Source organism: Campylobacter sp. RM15925 (genome assembly GCF_012978775.1).
Lineage (GTDB): Bacteria > Campylobacterota > Campylobacteria > Campylobacterales > Campylobacteraceae > Campylobacter_A > Campylobacter_A canis.
In genome coordinates this window covers 1-19,388 of the sequence record NZ_LIWP01000017.1, presented here as the reverse complement: position 1 = coordinate 19,388, position 19,388 = coordinate 1, and the positions used below count along the sequence as shown (strand labels likewise).

The following is a 19,388-nucleotide window of genomic DNA, read 5'->3' as shown; positions in this document are numbered from 1 at the left end:
TTTCAAAGACTTATCTCTTTTATGTCCGCGATTTTTAAAAATTCCTTGTAAATTTGTCCGATTAGCGCAATGCGATTCTTGCGAATTTGCTCATTATCAACGTTTATCATAACCTTATCAAAGAAGCCGTCAATCGCGCACTTTAATCCAAACAAACTTTGCAAGCGCTCCTTATAAGGCTCATCTTTGCTTATAGCCTCTTTAAATTTCGCTTGAAGCTCTTTTTCGGCATTGTTTTCAAACAAAGCTTCATTCACCAAGCCTATCTCTTCGTCTTTAATGATATTTGCAAGGCGTTTAAAGGTACTGAAATTCTCTCTAAAATCACTCGCTGCGCTAATTTCACTAAGCGCATTTATCGCTTCACACTGAGCTAATATATCCTTTTTCTCGCTTGCTAGACAAGCTTTGATGATTGAAGGATTGACGTCAAAAAAGGTATAAAGCCTATCAAATATAAAATTTTCAAGTGTTTTTAGATCAAATTTCGCGTAATTTGGCGCAAGCGAGCTAAGAATTTCGCTCACGTTAAATTTAAGCCCTTCATTTAGCACAATCCTTATAATGCCGTTTGCGGCGCGGCGCAAAGCGTATGGGTCTTTATTCCCGCTTGGAATTTTACCTACGCTAAATAGCCCCATGAGCGTATCGATCTTTGCACTCATCGCAACAACCGAGCTGAATATACCGCTTGGACACCGGCTATTTTCACCACTTGGCAGATACTGCTCGGATATCGCCAAACTTACCGCCTCACTCTCGCCCTTGGCCCTTGCGTAGTATCCGCCCATCACGCCTTGAAGCTCAGGAAATTCATAAACCATCTGCGTTGTCAAATCAGCCTTGCTAAGCATTACCGCTCTTTCAAGCAAATTCTCATAATGCTCGCCCACCTCGGTCTTGAGTCTATCTGCATAAATTTTAGCTAGTTCATGAGCCGCCTTAAGCTCTCTTAACTCTTTATCGTAAGTGCTTCCAAGCTCTTTTAGATATGTTATGTTTTTAAGCTTTTCAGGGCTAAATTCAGCCGCCAAATCGCTTTGCCAAAAGAACATAGCATCACTTAGTCTTGCGCGAAGCACTTTTTCGTTACCCTTTATAATAAGCGCATAGTCATCGCATATCGCGTTACTTACAACTACGAAATGATTGCTTAGTTTGTCGTTTTTAAATACCGGGAAATAGCGTTGGTTTTCTTTCATGGAAGTAATGATAACCTCGCTTGGCACTTCTAAAAATTTTGCGTCAAACCCGCCAAGCAAAGCGGTCGGAAATTCCGTAATCGCGACAACCTCATCAAGTAAAGCCTCATCTATCTCTATGCTAAAGCCGCTTTCTTGCTCTATGTTCTTGAACTGAGCGAGAATTTTCTTCCTGCGAGCTTCTTGATCTAAAATCACGCCTATCTTATCCATGCTATCAAAGTATTCGCGAGCGTTTTTTACACTAAATTTCTCATAGCTAAGGCTTCTGTGCTGATAGATGCTATTTGATGAAGCCACGTCAAATTTATTAAACTCAACAACTTTACCGTCAAGCAGACAAAGAAATGATCTAATCGGACGGATAAACTCGAATTTGCCCTCTCCCCAGCGCATTGATTTGCCAAAATTTAGGCTTAGTAAAAATTTCTCTATCATATCGCCAAGTAGCTCTTTGCTAGGTCTTCCTTCAACTGGCTTTTTATGATACAAAACTTCTTTGCCGTTTATCATCTCAAATTTCAGCTCACCAATATCTATGCCGCACTTTTTAGCAAAGCTAAGCGCAGCAGGCGTAAATTCGCCATCTTTCATCGCAACTTGCTTTGGAGCGCCTATAAATTCGGCAAATCCGTCAGGCTGCTTAATCGCAAACTCAGGATGATAAAAGACAATCCTTCTAGGTGTGTAATAAAACTCACACTCGCTTTTTAGGCTATTTTCAGCCAGCACCTCTTGCCATTTGGTCTTGATATTTCCCGCCTCTTTCAAAAACGGAATCGCCGGCAACTCTTCAACGCCGATTTCAATTAAAAGCTCTTTTTTCATAACTCACTCTCTTTAAATTTCATCTTTTTTATTAAGTTTTCTTTTTTCATTTTTATCTCTCATCTGCACGACAAATCCGCGCACCAAAAACACCATAAAAAGCACAAAAGCAACCAGTATCAAGCTATCAAGCAACGCCATCACTCGACCACCAACTGAATTTCGCCTTTATAAACCCCCACGCGCACGGCTTTAAATTCCGCATTTTTTGTATCAGCCAATTTGCCTTTAGGGCTATAAACCCTAACGCTTCCGTAAGGCGTTATGAGTCTGCCTTTTTTTATCTCGCCCGAAATACTTGCTATCACGTCTCCGGATCTGGCCTCATTTAGCCTGCTAGCGCTTAGCATTTGTGTTTTGACATCGGCAAGTTTATCGTGCATTTTAACCACTCTCATGGAATTTACTTCAAGAGCGCCTTTAAATTCGCCGATACTATTTACGACCACGTCCATTACGCTTCCGAGCAAATAGCTGTTATCAGGGTCATATACGTAAATTCCGCGTCCGTTTTGCGATATGATAAAGCCTTTTTTATCCTTGTATATGACGCAAACTTTCTCAAGCTCATAAGGTGCTTTGCTTGGGTTGTTAAAAAGAGTATCGATACTTGCTTTAGTAAATTCATTTGCCTTTTTGCCAATGCTAATTTTAAATCTAAGCGGAAAATGATCGGAATTTAGTCCCGCAATCTTTTCGCCGAATTTTGGCTTTGAATTGGCAAAATTTAGAGGCTTTACGACTTCAAAACTGCCATAAACATACTCTATACCTCTTTTATCAAACATACTTTTTGACATCACGACGTGATCAATCGGGCTTAAATTTATATGCGAATATCTTTCATCTTTTGGCAAAAACTCCCACAAATCGCTCATCTGCCTGCTAATCAGTATATCGTTTAGCAAAGATTTCTCTCCGTATGGAGTGTTAAAATCGCCCAGCAAAATAGCGTTTTTATCCTCTTGTATAGCGTTTTTGAGCGTTCTAAAGGCTGTTTGTCTGCTTTTAAGCGAGTTTTTTTGCGCAGGCATATGATTTACATATACGCTAAAAACTTCGCCATCAAGCTCAAAATCAACCATTACGATATCTCTTGTTTTTACGTTTGGCACTTTGAAAATTTGAGTTTTAAGCGGCTTTATTTTTGATAAAAGCCCAAGCCCTATAGGCGCTCTTTTATCCTTTGAAAAGGCAAAATATTTATACCCCGTATGCCTCATAAGCTCTTTTAAAATTTCTTCATTTTCTATCTCTTGAAGCGCTATTATATCGGCATCAAGTCTTTTTATATCCTCTTTGATACGGTCAAATTTAGCGTTTGCCTCTTTTAAATTCCATGCCGATTTACCGATTACGAAGTCTTTATACTCGCTTCCGTCGTTTTTAGCGTCAAAGAGATTTTCGACGTTATAAGTCGCTATGCTAAGCTCGCTAGCCAAAGCAAAAGCGGCAACAACTAAAAAAAGTAAGAATTTTTTCAAATAGCATTCCTTAAATCAAATTTATCGATATTTTGGCGTATGGCTTCGTATGTGATAATTCCTGCGCTCGTAGCCAAATTTAAACTTCTTCCGAGCTTCCCCATAGGAATAGTTATAGCGTTAGCGAAATTTCTTTGCATAAGCTGCATAGGAAGCCCCGTGCTCTCGCCTCCAAAAAAGATAAAATCCCCTTCTTTAAATTTAACGTCAAAATAAAATCTATCCGTCTTTGTCGTAGCGTAAAAAAACCTATCTTCAAATTTTGCATTCGCGTGCAAAAAATCATCCAAGCTCTCCCAAACGCTGAGCTTTAAATCCTTCCAGTAATCAAGTCCCGCACGTCTAACGGCTTTTTCGCTTAGATCAAACACGGTTGGCTTAATGATGTGCAAATTCAAATTCGCATTGACGCACATTCTGCCGATAGAGCCGGTGTTTTGAGGAATTTGCGGACTTACAAGAACGATGTTAAACATTAAAAGACTATAACCTTATTTTTATGCACGAAAAGTCTATCTTCCAAGGCAAGATCAAGTGCTGCCGAAAGCACGTTTTTCTCGCAGCTTCTGCCTGCTTTTTGCATCTGCTGCCAGCTCATTTCGTGATTTACGCTAATAACGTCTTGAGCGATTATCGGACCTTCGTCAAGATCGTCATTTACAAAATGCGCCGTAGCGCCGATGATCTTAACTCCTCTTTCATAAGCTTGCTTATAAGGATTTGCGCCGATAAATGCGGGCAGGAACGAATGATGTATGTTGATAATTTGCTTTGGATAGCGCTTAACGAAATTCGGCGATAAAATTCTCATATATTTTGCCAAAACCGCATAATCAAATTTATACTTACCCATAGTCTCAAGTACCAATTCTTCGTGCTTATCGCGCTCTATACCGTCTGCGTTGATATAGTGAAACGGGATATCAAATCTGCTTACAAGCTCTTTTAAATTTTCGCGATTTGCGATTACCGCAAGGATATTTGCATTTAGCTCGCCGCTATCGAATTTTATAAGCAAATCGCCGATACAATGCGCTTCCTTAGTCGCTAAGATAATGATATTTTTCTTAGTAGCCTCGATGCACTCTATGATAGCACCCTTTGGTAAAAACGCCTCAAGCGTGCCGACAAATTCGGCAGTCTTAACCTCGCCTGCAAGCAAAGCCCGCATGAAAAATCTATTGCTGTCATAATCGACAAATTCATTGTTCGTTTCGATATTAAGGTGGTATTTAAAGACCACATCGCAAATTCTATAAATCAAGCCCTTTTCGTCTTGACACTCAATTTTAAGTATGTATTTTTTCATCTAACCTCTTTTAAATAAGCTCTGATTTTAGCTAAATTGCGCTTTTATATCTATTAAATGGAGGTTTATTTTAAAAATTTAGAGAGCGAAATCTTTTAAAAATTCATCTATGGCTAGCCTTTGGCGCCTTAAAATTTCAGCCGCGATCTGCTCGTTTTTAAAGCCCTCTTTTATAACGGCCGCAGAGTCTATTTTGGCATCAAATTTCTTATCATATACGCCAAATTTCTTGGCTCTTTTTACAAGACTGGCCGAATTTAGACCAAGCCACTCTTTAAGTGGCATTTTAAGAGAAATTTCCAAAAGCTCCTTATCGCTTACTCTGTGGCTAAAAAACGGCTGAGTAAAGCAAGCCTTAAAGCTATTTGGCAAATTTAATTCCTTTAAAATTTGCTCTTTTAACCCAAACATACCTGCAAGCAGATACAAAAACTCACGCTCGTCTTTTTGAAATTTGATAGCGCTTGCTAGCTTTTTGATAAATTTATCAGCCTGATTGCGGCTTAAATTCAATCCAAAAAGAGCTTTAAAAAGCTCAAGCTTATATAGATATCTAGCTCCCACATCTTGAAATTTGGCTCTAAAAAGCTTCATTAGCTCGGCTGATATCCTATCCTTGCTAAGATCGTCTATGCTAAGCGTTTTCATGAGTTTTAAGGTCTTTGGCGCAACCATAAAATTTAGCCTAGCGCTAAACTGCACAGCCCTTAAAACTCTAAGACTATCTTCGCAAAATTTCTCATCATCAATATGCCTTAAAACACTCTTTTTAAGATCGCTCATCCCGCCGTTAAAGTCTAAAATTTCGCCGCTAAAGATGTTTATCATCATGGAGTTTATAGTAAAATCCCTGCGCTTTGAAGCCTGCTTTTCGTCATTACAGTAACTTACTTCAAACGCCTTGTGCCCATCGCCTACTTTACTTTCGGTGCGAGGCAAGGATAGATCAAAATTTTCAAATTTATAGACAAAGTAGCTTTTCCCAACTCCGCTTGCACCGTTTTCATTCATCAAAGAATCAAATTTAGCAGGCTCAATGTCATAAATTTCTATATCAAAGTCTGTTTTTTCGGGTTTAAATTTCGCTTTTAAGCAGGTAGCTCTAAGCTCGCTAAGAAGTATATCGCGCACAACTCCGCCTACCAGATATGCGCGATTGGTATGAGGCGAGAGTATATCTCGCACTCTATTTAGTTCATTTAGTTTGGAGATTTTCGAGCCTATTTTCGACATTTGCAAGCACAAATTCCAAAAATTTTAGCGTAAGTTCAAGTCTGTCTTCTAAATTTTCCCTACCGGTTGCATTTAGTCCTTCAAAAAGCACTAAAATTCGCTCTTTGAGATTGCGTAAAAATATCTCTTCACCGTTTATCTCGCCGTTAATTTTACTCTCTTCTATGATTATAGGTTGCCCTGCAGGCTCTTTTAGCTCATGCTCTTTAGCGTTTTCAAGCTCTGCGGCAACCTCGTCGATAGCCATTTTTGCAATATCTTCAAGTTTCATATCTTAATCAGCCACCTTTTAAATTCATTTATCTCTTCGCTTGTTTTCATGTTTATAAAAAAATCCCGCATCTGTTCATTTACGCTCTTATCGCGTTTTCTAAGACCGCTAAGACGCTTGATGGCGTTTAGGGCATCCTTATTATCAGGGCTTGCTTTAAGAATGTTTCTATAAACCAAAAGCGCGTCATCTTTAAGCCCCTGAGCCTCATATATCAAAGCTTCGGTTATCGTATTTTTCATCATGCGTCTATAAAATCAACTATAATTCCGCCCATTTCGCTTGTAGAGCAGACCTCTTTAGCGCCAAATTCGGCTATATCTTTTGTCCTATAGCCCTCTGCAAGTGCTTTTTGTACGGCATTTTCTATATCTTTTGCAGCCTCTTCTTCGCCAAATGAATATCTAAGCAGCATTGCGGCGCTTAATATCGTAGCGATAGGATTTGCTATGCCCTGCCCCGCGATATCGGGAGCCGATCCATGGATAGGCTCGTAAATGCCTACCTTGCCGCCTATGCTCGCACTTGGAAGCAATCCTATCGAGCCTACTACCATGCTTGCCTCATCGCTTAATATATCACCGAATAAATTTTCAGTAAGTATCACGTCAAATTGGCGCGGGTTTCTTACCATCTGCATAGCCGCATTATCCACATACATAAAATCAAGCTTCACCTCAGGATAGCTCTTGGCAACTTCGGCAACCGTTTCGCGCCAAAGCTGACTGGTCTCAAGTACGTTTGCCTTATCAACCATACAGACGTGTTTCTTGCGACTCATCGCCGCTTCAAAGGCAACCTTTGCTATGCGCTCAATTTCAGGCTTTGTATATATCATAGTGTTAAAAGCGCTACCGTCTTTCTTCTCGCGAGGCTCGCCGAAGTAAATTCCTCCCGTTAGCTCGCGAACTACTATAAAATCCACATTTTGAAGCACGCTTGGCTTAAGGGTGCTGGCATCCACAAGCTCGTCAAATACAAATGCAGGACGCAAATTTGCGTAAGCCCCTAGCTCTTTTCTAAGCTTTAAAAGTCCGCTTTCAGGTCGCAAATGGCGAGGCATATTATCCCATTTATCTCCGCCTATCGCTCCAAAAAGTACCGCATCGCTATTTAGCGCACCTTGCAGTGTAACATCAGGAAGTGGCTCTTTAAAAACATCAATCGCGGCTCCGCCCATTAAGAAAAACTCATAATTAAGCTCAAATCCGTGCTTTGCACTAACCACATCAAGAACCCTTACAGCTTCATCTACTATCTCAGGACCTATCCCGTCGCCTTTAATTACCGCAATATTATATCTCTTCATCATTTTCCTTGTAAATTTTTCTTTGCATATTCGATAAGTCCGCCGCTTTTTAAAAGCTCTTGCATAAATTCGGGTATCGGGCTAAATTTATACTCTTTTTTAGTGCTTAAATTTACTATCACGCCGCTATCAACGTCGATTTTAAGCTCATCGCCCTCGTTTATCTCGTCAGTCTCGCTTATCTCTAGTATCAAAAGACCCGTATTAAAGCTATTTCTATAAAAAATTCTCGCATAAGATTTTGCTACTATAGCTCCTATGCCTGCTGCCTTAAGAGCCAAAGGAGCATGCTCTCTACTGCTTCCGCAACCGAAATTTTCGCCCGCCACTATAATGTCGCCGCTTGAAATTTTAGAGCTAAATTTAGGATCGGCATCTTCCATTATGTGCTTTGCAAGTTCATTTTCGTCAGAGGTGTTTAGATAGCGTGCGGCGATGATGATATCGGTATCTATATTGTCGCCAAATTTCCAAACTTTACCTTGTTTCATATCAAACCTTATCGTTAAATTTTGTCTGATTTTAACAAAATAAAGCTAAATAATTCATCAAATATAATTAAGAATACCGAACAAAAGAGCTTTAAAAGCAATCTAAAAATCGCCTTTAAAGCCTTGAATAAGAAAGGATAAGCAAATTTATCTTTTTATGGAGCACTTGCCCATAAAATAACATGCCGGGCAAAATCCCGTAAGCCCTACGATGATAGGCACAAGCCCTATCAAAGCCCAGTAGCTTTTAAAAAAATACCATATCAAAGCCATTAACAAAATTCCAAAAATCACTCTTATAGCCCTGCTTTTAGTGCTTAGCATTTTATGTCCTTTGTTTTAGTTTCTTAGAATGATAGCTAAAAACAAATTTTTTATCTGTAACATTATCACTTAATTTTAATCTATAAATAAATCATAAAGATAAATTTGCCTTTAAAAACAAATTTAAAGAGTGCTATCAAGCAGATAAATTTTGCCTCTTTTTTGAGATATCGCTTTGCTTTTTTCCATCTCTTTTAATATCCTTGAAACGGCTTCACGCGCGCTTCCAAGGTGATTTGCAAGCTCTTCGTGAGTGATGGCTATTTCGCCGTTTTTAGAATTTTCCATTAAAAAATTTTTAACCCTACTTACAAGAGGCGCAAAGAGAGCTTGCTCCATAACGCTTATGGCAGCGGCAAACCTAGCAGAAATCAGACTAAGAGCATGATTTAGCACGCTTGCATAGCTGCTTTTAATATCTTTAAAAATTTGAATCGGTATAAGTATCGCCTCGACATCTTCTTGTATGCTAAGCGTTATCTCGGTATCAAAAGAACTCATGTTGCAAGATGAACAAATAACGCAATTATCGCCGCTTTCAAGCTTAAATATCGTTATCTCTTTGAGATTTTGAGAGGTTATAAATGCCCTTAAAACACCGCTTTTTACTATGATGTAACCGCAGTTTTCATCTTTGCTATATATCAAAGCTCCCTTTTTCAGCCTCTTTGTAACTGCACTTTCATAAATTTTCTTAGCATCTGTGGGAGAAATTTCAAACCTGTTTATAAATTCATCATCTAAAATTTTCTTATCTTCTTTGCTTAGCATAACAATCCTTTGTGACAACGTCACTGAGAAATAGAGCCATTATAGGTAATATTGCATAAAAATAAATTAAAAGGATTTTTATGAGCGAATTTCAAAACAAAAGCGACGCAATGAACAAGATAAAGAACTTTCCGATTATGTTTTTTGCCGTTATTATGGGGCTTGGAGGGCTAAGTCTTGCTTATGAGAAGCTAAATTTGGTCTTTAGCCTATCAAATTTCGTATTTGAAATTTTAAGATCTATAACGAGTTTGGTTTTTATCATTATCACTACTATTTATGCGGTTAAATTTATAAAATTTAACGAGCAGGTTAGAGAAGAATTTGCCCATCCCATCAAGATAAATTTCTTTGCGGCATTTAGTATTTCGCTATTTTTGCTATCTGCGATGTGGCGTGAATTTGATCTTTTGCATCAAATTTTATTTTATTTTGCACTTGCGATTCAAAGCTTTTTAACGCTTTACGTGGTTTCGTTTTGGATAAATAAAAACATGCTCATAACCCACTCAAATCCTGCTTGGTTCATCCCAATAGTCGGCAACCTCGTAGTGGTTATTGCAAGCAAAGAGTCTAGCTTATTTTTGTGGTATTACTTTAGCGTGGGAATGTTTTTTTGGGTAGTTTTATTTACTATCGTTTTTTATCGCATTATCTTTCACGATCAGCTCGCGCAGAAATTTATCCCTACTCTTTTTATACTCATAGCTCCGCCTGCGGTAGGATTTTTAGGCTACTTGAAACTTACGGGCAATTTCGATACGACGGCTCAAATTTTATTAAATTTAACACTATTTTTCGTGCTTCTTATACTTTTTATGTTTCGTAATTTCACAAAGTTAAAATTCTTCCTATCATGGTGGGCATTTACCTTCCCTACCGCAGCTTCTAGCATGGCGTTTTTAAGAGCTTACGAGCTAAGCGGCGAGCTGTTTTTTGCGATTTTAAGTGTGATTTTATTTATCTTGCTTGTCTTTTTCATATGTTTAGTAAGCTATTTTACGATAAGAGCGATTATTAAAAATGAAATTTGCGTGATCGAACAGCCCTAGATGCTAAGCATCCAAACGCCCACCATACACATCAAAGAAGCGGTCGCTGTCTCAAGTGCGCGTAAGTGGTTTATAAGTAATTTTTTAAGCATGCTTCCGCCAAGAGCGTAGATATTTAGGCAGATAAACTCGATGAGAACCAGCAGAAACAAAAGCAAATAAGCCTCTATGCCAAAAGGGTCGTTCGGGTTTAAAAACGGCGGTAAAATAGCAGCTAAAAATATCCAAGCCTTCGGGTTTGATATGCTTACTATGAGCCCTTTGATAAATAGCTCTTTGTGGTTTTTATCGTTTTTTACGCTTTTAACGCTTAGTTTGCCGCGACTAAAAAAGAGCATAACGCCAAGATAGATGATATAAAGCGCACTGCAAAATTTTAAAATTCTAAATGCCGCTTCAAATTTAAGAAGCAAAGCTCCTGCGCCAAATATACAAATAGAGGCTATAAATCCGACCGAAAATAGCTGTCCAAGCAGCATAGCAAAAGAGCGCTTATAGCCTATGCTCATGCTAAGCCCTAAGATAAAAGTCATATTTATGCCCGGCATTAAGCTTATAGGAAAAAATGTGGCGACAAAAAGAAGATAGTTCAAGCAAAATGCCTTAATTTAAAAAATTAATTTTGAATTTTAAAAGAAAAAGGATAAATTTAAGATAAAAATTTAATAGGCGACACTGAATTTGCCGCCTATTAAAACTTAATGAGTAAGGAAAAATTCTTGAATTTTCGCTTTATCGTTAGTTGTCGCAAGACCTAGCATAAGTAGCACGCGAGCCTTTTGAACGTTTAGATTATCGCTTGTTACGAATCCGTATTTAGTGTCATCAACTTCGCCGTTCATAGTAGTCTCGCCTGTGCCTACACGAGAGTCTCTAACCACGACTACGCCGCCTTTTACTGCTTCACCTAGAGCCTCAAGAGCACTTGGGAATGGATTTCCGTTGCCCATACCGGCATTAATTATACCTTTTGCACCCATTTTAACTGCGGTATTTACAAAATCAGGATTGTCGTTTGAGTGGCTATAAATGATATCTACGCGTGGAAGTTCTTTTATCTTAGCGATATCAAAAGCGCTATTTACAGTATGTTTTCTAGCAGGAGTCATGTAGTATTTTACGTTTCCGTAAAAGACGGTTCCGATTCTACCCGTATTTGGCGATTTAAAGGTATCAACGCTTGTCGTATTCATCTTAGTAACCTCTCTAGCAGCGTGAATTTCATCATTCATCACCACAACCACGCCTTTGCCTACACTATCTTTGCTCATAGCTACATTTACGGCGTTAAACAAATTCAAAGGACCGTCTGCGCTTAGCGATGTTGAGTTTCTCATAGCGCCAACCATAACTATAGGCTTATCGCTCTTAACGACTAAATTTAAAAAGTACGCAGTCTCTTCCATGGTATCGGTTCCGTGTGTGATAACCACGCCGTCCGCTTTACCGCTTGATAGCAGCTCATTTACTCTATTTGCAAGCTTTAGCCAAACCTCATTATTCATCTCTTGAGAGCCGATATTTGAAATTTGCTCTCCTTTGATCGTTGCGATCTTGTTGATGTCAGGTACGGCGGCTATTAGTTTATCAACCGTTACGGTTCCTGAAGTATAGCTTGTATCAAGCGCTCCAGATCCGCTTCCCGCGATCGTTCCACCTGTTGCTAAAATATAAATCGTAGGCTTTGCTAAAGCCATCGTAGCACTAAAAATCATCACGATAAACACCTTTAACGAAAAACGCATATTAAATCTCCTTTGAAGTTTAAGTTTCAAACCGACAAGATCTTGTATTTTGAAATTTCAGCTTGAATTATACACTTTAAACTATATAAAGTCAATTAATATTATTTTTTTATTATTTTTTAATTTTTCTACCAAATTCTCAAAAGAAACATATAAAGAGCCGTTGAAAAAACTATGCTTAAAAGCGCATTTTTAAATTTAAGATGAATTAATATAGCGCAAACAGCAGAAACGATCTCGCGTCCACCAAAAGGAAATTCCTTAAAATTGGTATCCTTAAGGGCATAAAAAACCAAAATAACCATTATAAAAAGCCCCATATGTCGCTCAACGCTTAAAAGCCACTTGCTTGGCTTGTCCTTTTTAAATACCCAAAACGGCGTAACTCTGGTTAAAAACGTCGCAACCGTAGCGGTTAGCACAACCAAAAACATAACAAGCGGGCTTGAGTTTAAATTTATGCCTGAAGTTAAGATATCGCTCATTTGACCCTATCTGCTACGACAATAACCGTAAATCCGATGAAAAGCGATAGCAAAAGCATATATGATGGCGGGAAAAACGCGGTTGCAAACACTCCCAGTTCAAGCGAAAAGAAAAGAAGCTTGTAGTTTTTATCATCCTTAAACATCTCGATAGCAAGGACGATAAAAAGCGCCGTTAGACAAAATTCAATCCCGCTATAATCAATCCTAATACCCTTGCCGACTAAAATTCCAAGCAGAGTGCCGACCGCCCAGTAAGTTTGAGTAAGCAAATTTATAAGCGTGTATGCTTTGTCCTTTTCTTCTTGCGAATTTATCTTAAGCGTCTTAAATATCGCAAAACTTTCATCGGTTAAGGCAAAGATGTTGTAGTATTTAAACTTAAGCCCCTTAAAGTCCTTTAAAAGGGCGAGTGAATAAAAAGTATGACGCAAATTTATAACATAACTTGCGATAAAAATTTCAACCAAACCCGTGCCAGCACTAAGCATCGAAAGCAAGGCAAATTGCCCTGCTCCGGCATATACTATCAAGCTTAAAGCCATGGTCATAAGAGGAGCTACGCCTATATTTTCAGCAAGCAATCCAAAGGCTATACCAAGCGGAATAAAACCGAGCATAACGGGAATTGTGATCTTAAAAATGGTATAAAAGCTCAATATTAGCCTTGCGATTTAAAATTTAAGGCGAATATTACTCAAATTTTATTAAATTTTATAGTCCTTTTGAACTCTCGCCAAAATATATCGCATCAAACACCCAAATTCCAAGGATAAGCGCGATTATCAAGATAAGATATATCATGGCTTATCTCTTAAGATTATTTACGATTTGAAGCATATCATCGCTTGTCGTTATCGCCTTTGAATTGGCTTCATACGCACGCTGACCGGTGATAAGATCTGTCATCTCTTCAACCAGCTGGACGTTACTCATCTCGACAAATCCTTGCTTGATCTGTCCAAAGCCGTCAAGCCCTGCCGTTCCTACGACCACATCGCCGCTTGAGCCTGTAGGAAGGTAGTTGTTATCGCCCATAGCGTGAAGTCCGCTAGGGTTTATGAAATTTGCAAGCTCAATTTGTCCGATCTGCGTCATCTCGACATTGCCAGGCTGCAAGACCGAAACCGTACCGTCCGTGCCTACCGAGATATGCGTAGCATCGGCAGGTATGCTCATCTGCGGGATCAAAGGATATCCGTCTGAATTTACTATCGTGCCTTCGCTATCAAGCTTAAACGCACCGTTTCTGGTATAAGCCGTGGTGCCGTCAGGAAGTTGCACTTGAAAAAATCCATGCCCGGCGATAACCATATCAAGGTTGTTACTCGTCTCTTTAAAATGTCCTTGCGAGAAAATTTTAGTTATCGCCGTAGGGCGCACGCCAAGACCGACCTCTATGCCTGTAGGGCTTTTTGTCGTAGAGCTGGTCGAAGTGCCCGCATACTCCATTACCTGATACATAAGATCGGCAAATTCGGCTCTATTTTTCTTATATCCCATCGTATTTACGTTTGAGATATTGTGCGAAGTTACGTCTATTTGGGTCTGCTGCGCTTTCATGCCGGTTGCAGCTGAGTAAATCGATCTCATCATGGCTTATCCTTTTTGCTTTTTATAATTTTAAAATTTCTTAGCAAAATACGTTCCAAAAACTGATTATAATGTAAATTTACTGGTTTAAATTTACACCTTGAATTAGTCACTTAAATTTATCTTAAACCTTAGTTGAAGCCAACTTGCTGATGGCGTCTTGGTTAAGATCGTCCATATGGCTTCTCATCACTTTTTGATACATATCAACCAATCGGTTCGTCTCGATAAGCCCTACCATCTCGGTTACGGCATTTACGTTTGAAATTTGAGTATAACCCTGAGCAACGGCATCAACATCATTGCCAAGATCTCTTAACTCTTTTAAATTAGGCAAAACGTATAGATTATCGCCCTCTTTCGTAAGATTTCTTATCTCTTTTGGCTGAGCCAGATAAAATCTTGCTATCTGCTCATCATTTGCGTAGATATTTCCATTTTTATCCACACTGAGCCTCTCGTCTTGCGGAATTTGTATCCCGCCTGCTCCACCTTCAAAATAGTTATTCGGAAGCACTTTAAAGCCCTCTTTTGTAACCAAAAACCCCTCATCATCAAGGCTAAAAGCTCCGTTTTTAGTAAGTCTAACTTCTCCGGTTTTAGTTTCAACCAAGAAAAAGATATCCTCACGCTTTATGGCAAAGTCAAGCGTATTGCCCGTAAATTTCATCCCATTATTACTAAAATCAACATATTGTTCTGAAATTTGAGGCACTCTATCGATAGTTCTATTTAAAAATTTAGCAGATTGCTTTGTGTGATTTTCAAGCGGCAAAACATCTCTAAACTCCTGAAAAATTCTCTCAAAATCACCCACAACCACATCGTCACGCTTAAAGCCTATAGTGTTTATGTTTGCAAGGTTATTTGAGATGACATCAAGGCGGTTAAACTGCGTAACCATCGCGCCGGTAGCTTGATAATATCCGTTTTGCATTATAAAATTTCCTAAATTTTAATATCTCAAAAAAGATTAAGCAAGTTGTGTTCCAAACTGTATTTTGGCAAAGATTAAGAAAATCTCGGTATAATACATACCTTTTACTTACAAGACTACGGATAGCAAAGGAAATTAATGAGCAGCGCAAAAAAAGAGACTTTATCCCTCGTTGAAGAGTTATTTAAAGAGAATTCCAAAGGCTACGTAACATACGAAAAACTTATCAAATTTTTTGAAAAGGCGCCTACAAGTGCGATCGCAAAAAAAGTAGAAGCCCTAGCTAAAACACACAAAATCAAACTAATAACAGCGGCTGAAATAGCTAAGATGAAAAACATCGAGGACGCTAAAAAGCGAAAAGAGGAGCGTGAAAAGCTTCAGGATGAAATCTTGGAAGACGAATTTGACCTTGCCAGCGAAAATGATCTGCTTGAGTGGTCACGCTCAGATAGTCCCGTGCGTATGTATCTACGCGAGATGGGGCAAATTTCGCTACTTACAAAAGACGAAGAGGTAGAAATAAGCAAAAAGATCGAGCTTGGCGAGGATATCATCATCGATGCCTTTTGCTCCGTGCCGTATCTGATTGATTTCATACTTGATTACAAAGAGCCGCTCATAAACCGTGAAAGAAGAGTCAAAGAGCTATTTAAGAGCTTTGATGATGAAGATAACGGCGAAAACGAAGAAGAGGAGGAATTTGACGAAGAGGCGGAATTTGAAGAGGAAACCTCAAAAAAACCTTCTAAAAAAGAGGACAAAAGAGCCGAAAAGGTTATAGAGAGCTTCAAAGCCCTTGAAAAGGCCAAAAAAGACTGGATGAAAATGGCTAACAAACAAAGCGACGTCGAGCAAGAAGATGAGCTTTTAGCAAAGCTGACATTAGCCTTTAAAAAGAAAATTCTAAAAGACAAGCTAATGGATCTAGGACCTACAAGCAAGCTTATAAGCGAGATCGTAAAATCAATGGAAACGGCTCTAAAGAGTGATGATGAGTTTGATAGAGAGCTTAAAAGACTTGAGTATAAACTGCCTATGTTTAGCGACGAGCTTAAGAAAAATCACAAAAGTATCCTAAAAGATATCATAAAGCTTAGCAAAGAAGACATTATAGCTCGCGTGCCCGAGGCTACGATGGTTTCAACTTATGTAGAGATTAAAAAACTATTTCAAACAAAAGAGGCAAGCAAGCAGGGATTTGACCTTGATCCTGTGCAACTAAAAGAAATTTTAGAGCAGATTAAACGCGGTAAGAAAATTTCAGACGAGGCAAAAACAAGAATGGCCAAGTCAAACCTGCGTCTTGTGGTAAGTATCGCCAAGCGTTATACAAATCGCGGTTTGCCGTTCTTAGACCTCATCCAAGAGGGAAATATCGGTCTTATGAAAGCGGTTGATAAATTTGAGTATAAAAAAGGCTATAAATTTTCAACCTACGCCACATGGTGGATACGCCAAGCTATAAGCCGCGCGATAGCCGATCAGGCGCGCACTATACGCATACCTATCCATATGATCGAGACTATAAACAGGATAAACAAAATCAACCGCAAATACCTCCAAGAAGAAGGCAAAGAGCCTGACGTAAGCATCATCGCCAAAGAAGTTGGTTTAAGCGTAGATAAGGTTAAGCAGGTTATCAAGATCACAAAAGAACCGATCAGCCTTGAAGCACCGATCGGTAACGAAGAAGACGGTAAATTTGGCGATTTTGTCGAAGATAGAAGCTCGCTAAGCCCTATAGATCATATACTTAAAAACGACCTTAAAGAGCAGATAGATGAGGTGCTTGATCAGCTTAACGAGCGCGAAAAAGCGGTTATAAGAATGAGATTTGGTCTGCTTGAGGATGAAAGCGATCGTACTCTTGAAGAGATCGGCAAAGAGCTAAACGTAACTCGCGAGCGTGTCCGACAGATAGAAAGTTCGGCTATTAAAAAACTAAAACATCCAAAAGTAGGACGCAAACTTAAAAACTACATTGAGGGCTAACAAATTTAGCTAGCCCTCACCCGCTTGCCCCGCACGAATTCATAAATCGCTCCAAAATTAATTTTATAAACCTACGTATTTCAATCCAAAAATACCAAAAATGCTAAGAGCAAAAGCCAAATTTATGCCCGCAATCTCTTAGCGTAAAAGAGTTGCAAAATTTATCTGCTTAAATTTTAAAAAGTAATTTAAAAAAATATCCAAAGCATCGCTTGGCAAGCAAGTAAAGAGAATTTGATAGCACACTTATACCTTGAAAGAACTTTAAAAAATATGCAGAGAAATTTATCTTATTTAAATACGTTTTATATAAAATCAAAGCCAAATTTACAAAGGATAAAAATGCAAGAATTTAAAACCACGCAAAAAGACCAGCAAGAAATATCTTACATGTTAGCAGGTGCTAGAAAAAATGGTATAATAGCCGCTTTGGTAATGAGCTTTTCATCTTTATTAAGCGCTATGTTTTTATTTTTTGCAAATAATCTACCGCAATTAACAACCCAAAAAATAGTCGGTTTTAAGCAAATTTTTAGCCTTATCGCAGTGATAATATCAATATATTTTTACTACAAAGCCCTAAAAATGATATCAAATTTAAGCGGTAGTAACGCGCTAAGAAGCTATCAAAAATTTATCACTTCGTGTATATTTATTATCGCAAGCATAGGCGTCTCAGTATTCATATTTTTACATATATGCCAAATCCAAACGAAGCTATATTAATGCAACTAAAAGCGCAAGCTTATATGAATATCTCGGCCTGTATCGTAATGCTTGGGCTAAATTTTATCTTACTATTTGCTTGGATTAAGGTAGAGGAGATAAATTTAATCCCGCTTAAGGCTTAGCGCGGATAGGGTGCAAGCAAGTCGCTTAAAAACAAAGCGATGATTTTAAGCCGGTTTTACTTAGTAAAGCAAATTCAAATAATAAAATTTGCGCACAAGCGCTTTCGCTTCATAGCTACACGGTATAGCAAGTAGAGTTAGTCAGGCAAGAGCCTAAACTCTCGCCTTACAATAAATTAAAAATTATAATGAAAATTTATCATAAACGATCTCTCATCACCCAGCCTTGCGTTTGAACGCCAATATTTTTTATCCAAAAGATTGTTTATGGCTAGGGTTATTTGAGCATTTTTATTAAAGTTGTAGCCTGCACTTAGATCCACTCTTGCAAAGCCCGGCAGGTGGCTTTGCTCTACTTTGCTACTTGAAACCGTGTAGTTGTAGCGCTTAGAATATCCCGTAACGCCACTTTCCACATACCATTTCTTATCTTCTACGTAGCGAAGAAAGATGTTACCTTGCAGCTTAGTGGTGTTGTTTAAATTTAGCCCTTCGTATAGTTTGTTTGAATTGTCTTCGGTAGTTTTAGCATCCGTATAGCCAAGGGAGCTTCTTAGGTATAAATTCCCATAAATTTGCCCCAGCACGTTTAGTTCTACGCCTCTGCTTCGCTCTTTACCGCGCAAAGCCCAAGTGTATGGGTCGTTGGTGGCGTCAGGTTGATAACGTATGTTTTTATGCTCTATTTGAAATACCGCCAAATTTGAGCTAAATCTATTATCAGCCCAGTTGCTCTTTAATCCGATTTCGTATTGGACATTGTTTTGAGGCTTTGTGTCAAGTGTTGATATATCGTTTGTACTTATATTTATATTTCCTCGTCCGCCATAAGGAGCAAAGCTCTGCGAATACGAAACGTAAGCGGTATGATCATCGGTAAAATCCCACAAAAGACCCACTCTTGGGCTAAACGAATTTCCGTCATAGCTATTTGTTTTGCCGTTTATATCCCTTGTTTTAAATTTATAAAAGTCAAATCTTCCGCCGATTAAAAGCCTATATTTATCATCAAGGCTGATGAGATCTTCAAAAAATACCCCGTGATTTATAGCCTTGTGTCTATTGTCGGTAGTAAGCTTTTCTAGTCTTGGCGATGCCCAACTGCTAGAAGGCGCATAAGGATCTACTGTTGCAGTATGGCTTCTGCTAAACCAAAGCTTTGGCGCTCTTTTTTCAAGGCTATGATCGTATCCAAACGCTATATTGTGCTTAATTCTTTCAAATTCAAGCTCCTTTGTTAGCGTAAGCGAGTTTGAGATAGTGTTGTTATCGGTCTGTTGCTTTGCATAGTTTTGCCTGATCTTGTTGCCGCCTACTATTGTTCCGTCGTAAAAGTGGTCGAAATTTTGACTGGCTTGCCTATAACCAAAAACCCATTTTAGGTTCATATCATTTATCAGTTCGGCATTTAATTCCGTGCGAAAGAAATGAAGTCTATCTTCGACAAAATCGCCGCTATGCGCAAAGCCCTTTTTATAATCAAGCCCAAGCTTATCGTATATATCCTT

23 protein-coding genes are annotated in these 19,388 nt (G+C 38.7%); 4 read left to right on the top strand and 19 right to left on the bottom strand.

Annotated features, from left to right (window positions below):
• Window positions 1-2 precede the first annotated feature (2 nt).
• The 12 genes from glyS to CDOM15925_RS08940 form a co-directional block, all read right to left on the bottom strand.
• A complete protein-coding gene (gene glyS / locus CDOM15925_RS08990; protein ID WP_169943080.1) occupies window positions 3-2,030 on the bottom strand; it encodes a glycine--tRNA ligase subunit beta in 2,028 nt (675 codons plus the stop codon).
• A gap of 12 nt (window positions 2,031-2,042) precedes the next feature.
• A complete protein-coding gene (locus CDOM15925_RS10180) occupies window positions 2,043-2,171 on the bottom strand; it encodes a hypothetical protein (protein WP_283956684.1) in 129 nt (42 codons plus the stop codon).
• Window positions 2,171-3,514 carry an endonuclease/exonuclease/phosphatase family protein gene (locus CDOM15925_RS08985; protein WP_169943079.1) on the bottom strand — a complete coding sequence of 448 codons (1,344 nt, stop codon included), beginning with the start codon at window positions 3,512-3,514 and terminating at the stop codon, window positions 2,171-2,173. The genes CDOM15925_RS10180 and CDOM15925_RS08985 overlap by 1 nt, the downstream gene beginning before the upstream one ends.
• Entirely contained in the window at window positions 3,511-3,990 is a 480-nt protein-coding gene (locus tag CDOM15925_RS08980) for a tRNA (cytidine(34)-2'-O)-methyltransferase (RefSeq protein ID WP_169943078.1), read from the bottom strand. The genes CDOM15925_RS08985 and CDOM15925_RS08980 overlap by 4 nt, the downstream gene beginning before the upstream one ends.
• The gene (gene purU, locus CDOM15925_RS08975) at window positions 3,990-4,823 is read right to left on the bottom strand and encodes a formyltetrahydrofolate deformylase (RefSeq protein WP_169943077.1); all 834 of its coding nucleotides are present in this window, start codon (window positions 4,821-4,823) and stop codon (window positions 3,990-3,992) included. Before purU ends, CDOM15925_RS08980 begins: the two co-directional genes overlap by 1 nt.
• A gap of 78 nt (window positions 4,824-4,901) precedes the next feature.
• A complete protein-coding gene (locus CDOM15925_RS08970) occupies window positions 4,902-6,056 on the bottom strand; it encodes a tRNA nucleotidyltransferase/poly(A) polymerase-related protein (protein WP_169943076.1) in 1,155 nt (384 codons plus the stop codon).
• On the bottom strand, window positions 6,019-6,327 hold the full coding sequence (locus CDOM15925_RS10285) for a CiaD-like domain-containing protein (protein WP_169943075.1): 309 nt from the start codon (window positions 6,325-6,327) through the stop codon (window positions 6,019-6,021). The genes CDOM15925_RS08970 and CDOM15925_RS10285 overlap by 38 nt, the downstream gene beginning before the upstream one ends.
• Window positions 6,324-6,569: a hypothetical protein gene (locus CDOM15925_RS08960; protein ID WP_169943074.1), complete on the bottom strand. Its 246-nt coding sequence runs from the start codon at window positions 6,567-6,569 to the stop codon at window positions 6,324-6,326. The genes CDOM15925_RS10285 and CDOM15925_RS08960 overlap by 4 nt, the downstream gene beginning before the upstream one ends.
• Complete coding sequence (gene leuB, locus CDOM15925_RS08955) at window positions 6,569-7,636, bottom strand: 3-isopropylmalate dehydrogenase (protein WP_169943073.1); 1,068 nt, start codon at window positions 7,634-7,636, stop codon at window positions 6,569-6,571. Before leuB ends, CDOM15925_RS08960 begins: the two co-directional genes overlap by 1 nt.
• The gene (locus CDOM15925_RS08950) at window positions 7,636-8,127 is read right to left on the bottom strand and encodes a 3-isopropylmalate dehydratase small subunit (RefSeq protein WP_169943072.1); all 492 of its coding nucleotides are present in this window, start codon (window positions 8,125-8,127) and stop codon (window positions 7,636-7,638) included. The genes leuB and CDOM15925_RS08950 overlap by 1 nt, the downstream gene beginning before the upstream one ends.
• A 147-nt stretch (window positions 8,128-8,274) precedes the next feature.
• A complete protein-coding gene (locus tag CDOM15925_RS08945) occupies window positions 8,275-8,451 on the bottom strand; it encodes a YgaP family membrane protein (RefSeq protein ID WP_169943071.1) in 177 nt (58 codons plus the stop codon).
• 123 nt (window positions 8,452-8,574) lie between these two features.
• Window positions 8,575-9,222, bottom strand: coding sequence for a Crp/Fnr family transcriptional regulator (locus tag CDOM15925_RS08940; RefSeq protein ID WP_169943070.1), 648 nt, complete (start codon window positions 9,220-9,222; stop codon window positions 8,575-8,577).
• 80 nt (window positions 9,223-9,302) lie between these two features.
• Between CDOM15925_RS08940 and CDOM15925_RS08935 the strand changes: the two genes are divergently transcribed.
• The gene (locus CDOM15925_RS08935; RefSeq protein WP_169943069.1) at window positions 9,303-10,274 is read left to right on the top strand and encodes an SLAC1 anion channel family protein; all 972 of its coding nucleotides are present in this window, start codon (window positions 9,303-9,305) and stop codon (window positions 10,272-10,274) included.
• On the opposite strand, the gene CDOM15925_RS08930 is transcribed toward CDOM15925_RS08935, so the two are convergent.
• From CDOM15925_RS08930 to CDOM15925_RS08905, 6 genes are all read right to left on the bottom strand, one after another.
• On the bottom strand, window positions 10,271-10,867 hold the full coding sequence (locus tag CDOM15925_RS08930) for a LysE family translocator (RefSeq protein ID WP_169943068.1): 597 nt from the start codon (window positions 10,865-10,867) through the stop codon (window positions 10,271-10,273). The genes CDOM15925_RS08935 and CDOM15925_RS08930 overlap by 4 nt on opposite strands.
• A gap of 105 nt (window positions 10,868-10,972) precedes the next feature.
• The gene (locus tag CDOM15925_RS08925) at window positions 10,973-12,019 is read right to left on the bottom strand and encodes a type II asparaginase (RefSeq protein WP_169943067.1); all 1,047 of its coding nucleotides are present in this window, start codon (window positions 12,017-12,019) and stop codon (window positions 10,973-10,975) included.
• A gap of 128 nt (window positions 12,020-12,147) precedes the next feature.
• Window positions 12,148-12,504 carry a branched-chain amino acid transporter permease gene (locus tag CDOM15925_RS08920; protein WP_169943066.1) on the bottom strand — a complete coding sequence of 119 codons (357 nt, stop codon included), beginning with the start codon at window positions 12,502-12,504 and terminating at the stop codon, window positions 12,148-12,150.
• Window positions 12,501-13,163: an AzlC family ABC transporter permease gene (locus tag CDOM15925_RS08915; protein ID WP_169943065.1), complete on the bottom strand. Its 663-nt coding sequence runs from the start codon at window positions 13,161-13,163 to the stop codon at window positions 12,501-12,503. The genes CDOM15925_RS08920 and CDOM15925_RS08915 overlap by 4 nt, the downstream gene beginning before the upstream one ends.
• 148 nt (window positions 13,164-13,311) lie before the next feature.
• Window positions 13,312-14,100 carry a flagellar basal-body rod protein FlgG gene (gene flgG, locus CDOM15925_RS08910; RefSeq protein WP_169943064.1) on the bottom strand — a complete coding sequence of 263 codons (789 nt, stop codon included), beginning with the start codon at window positions 14,098-14,100 and terminating at the stop codon, window positions 13,312-13,314.
• 121 nt (window positions 14,101-14,221) lie between these two features.
• A complete protein-coding gene (locus CDOM15925_RS08905; protein ID WP_169943063.1) occupies window positions 14,222-15,034 on the bottom strand; it encodes a flagellar hook-basal body protein in 813 nt (270 codons plus the stop codon).
• Window positions 15,035-15,172: 138 nt separating this feature from the next.
• Here CDOM15925_RS08905 and rpoD point away from each other — a divergent pair, with 138 nt between their 5' ends.
• The 3 genes from rpoD (at window position 15,173) to CDOM15925_RS10175 (ending at window position 17,880) form a co-directional block, all read left to right on the top strand.
• On the top strand, window positions 15,173-17,029 hold the full coding sequence (gene rpoD / locus CDOM15925_RS08900) for an RNA polymerase sigma factor RpoD (RefSeq protein WP_169943062.1): 1,857 nt from the start codon (window positions 15,173-15,175) through the stop codon (window positions 17,027-17,029).
• A gap of 342 nt (window positions 17,030-17,371) precedes the next feature.
• Complete coding sequence (locus CDOM15925_RS08895; protein WP_169943061.1) at window positions 17,372-17,755, top strand: hypothetical protein; 384 nt, start codon at window positions 17,372-17,374, stop codon at window positions 17,753-17,755.
• Window positions 17,755-17,880 carry a hypothetical protein gene (locus CDOM15925_RS10175; RefSeq protein WP_283956683.1) on the top strand — a complete coding sequence of 42 codons (126 nt, stop codon included), beginning with the start codon at window positions 17,755-17,757 and terminating at the stop codon, window positions 17,878-17,880. Before CDOM15925_RS08895 ends, CDOM15925_RS10175 begins: the two co-directional genes overlap by 1 nt.
• A 176-nt stretch (window positions 17,881-18,056) precedes the next feature.
• On the opposite strand, the gene CDOM15925_RS08890 is transcribed toward CDOM15925_RS10175, so the two are convergent.
• A partial coding sequence (locus tag CDOM15925_RS08890; RefSeq protein WP_169943060.1) for a TonB-dependent receptor occupies window positions 18,057-19,388 on the bottom strand: 1,332 nt, incomplete at its 5' end.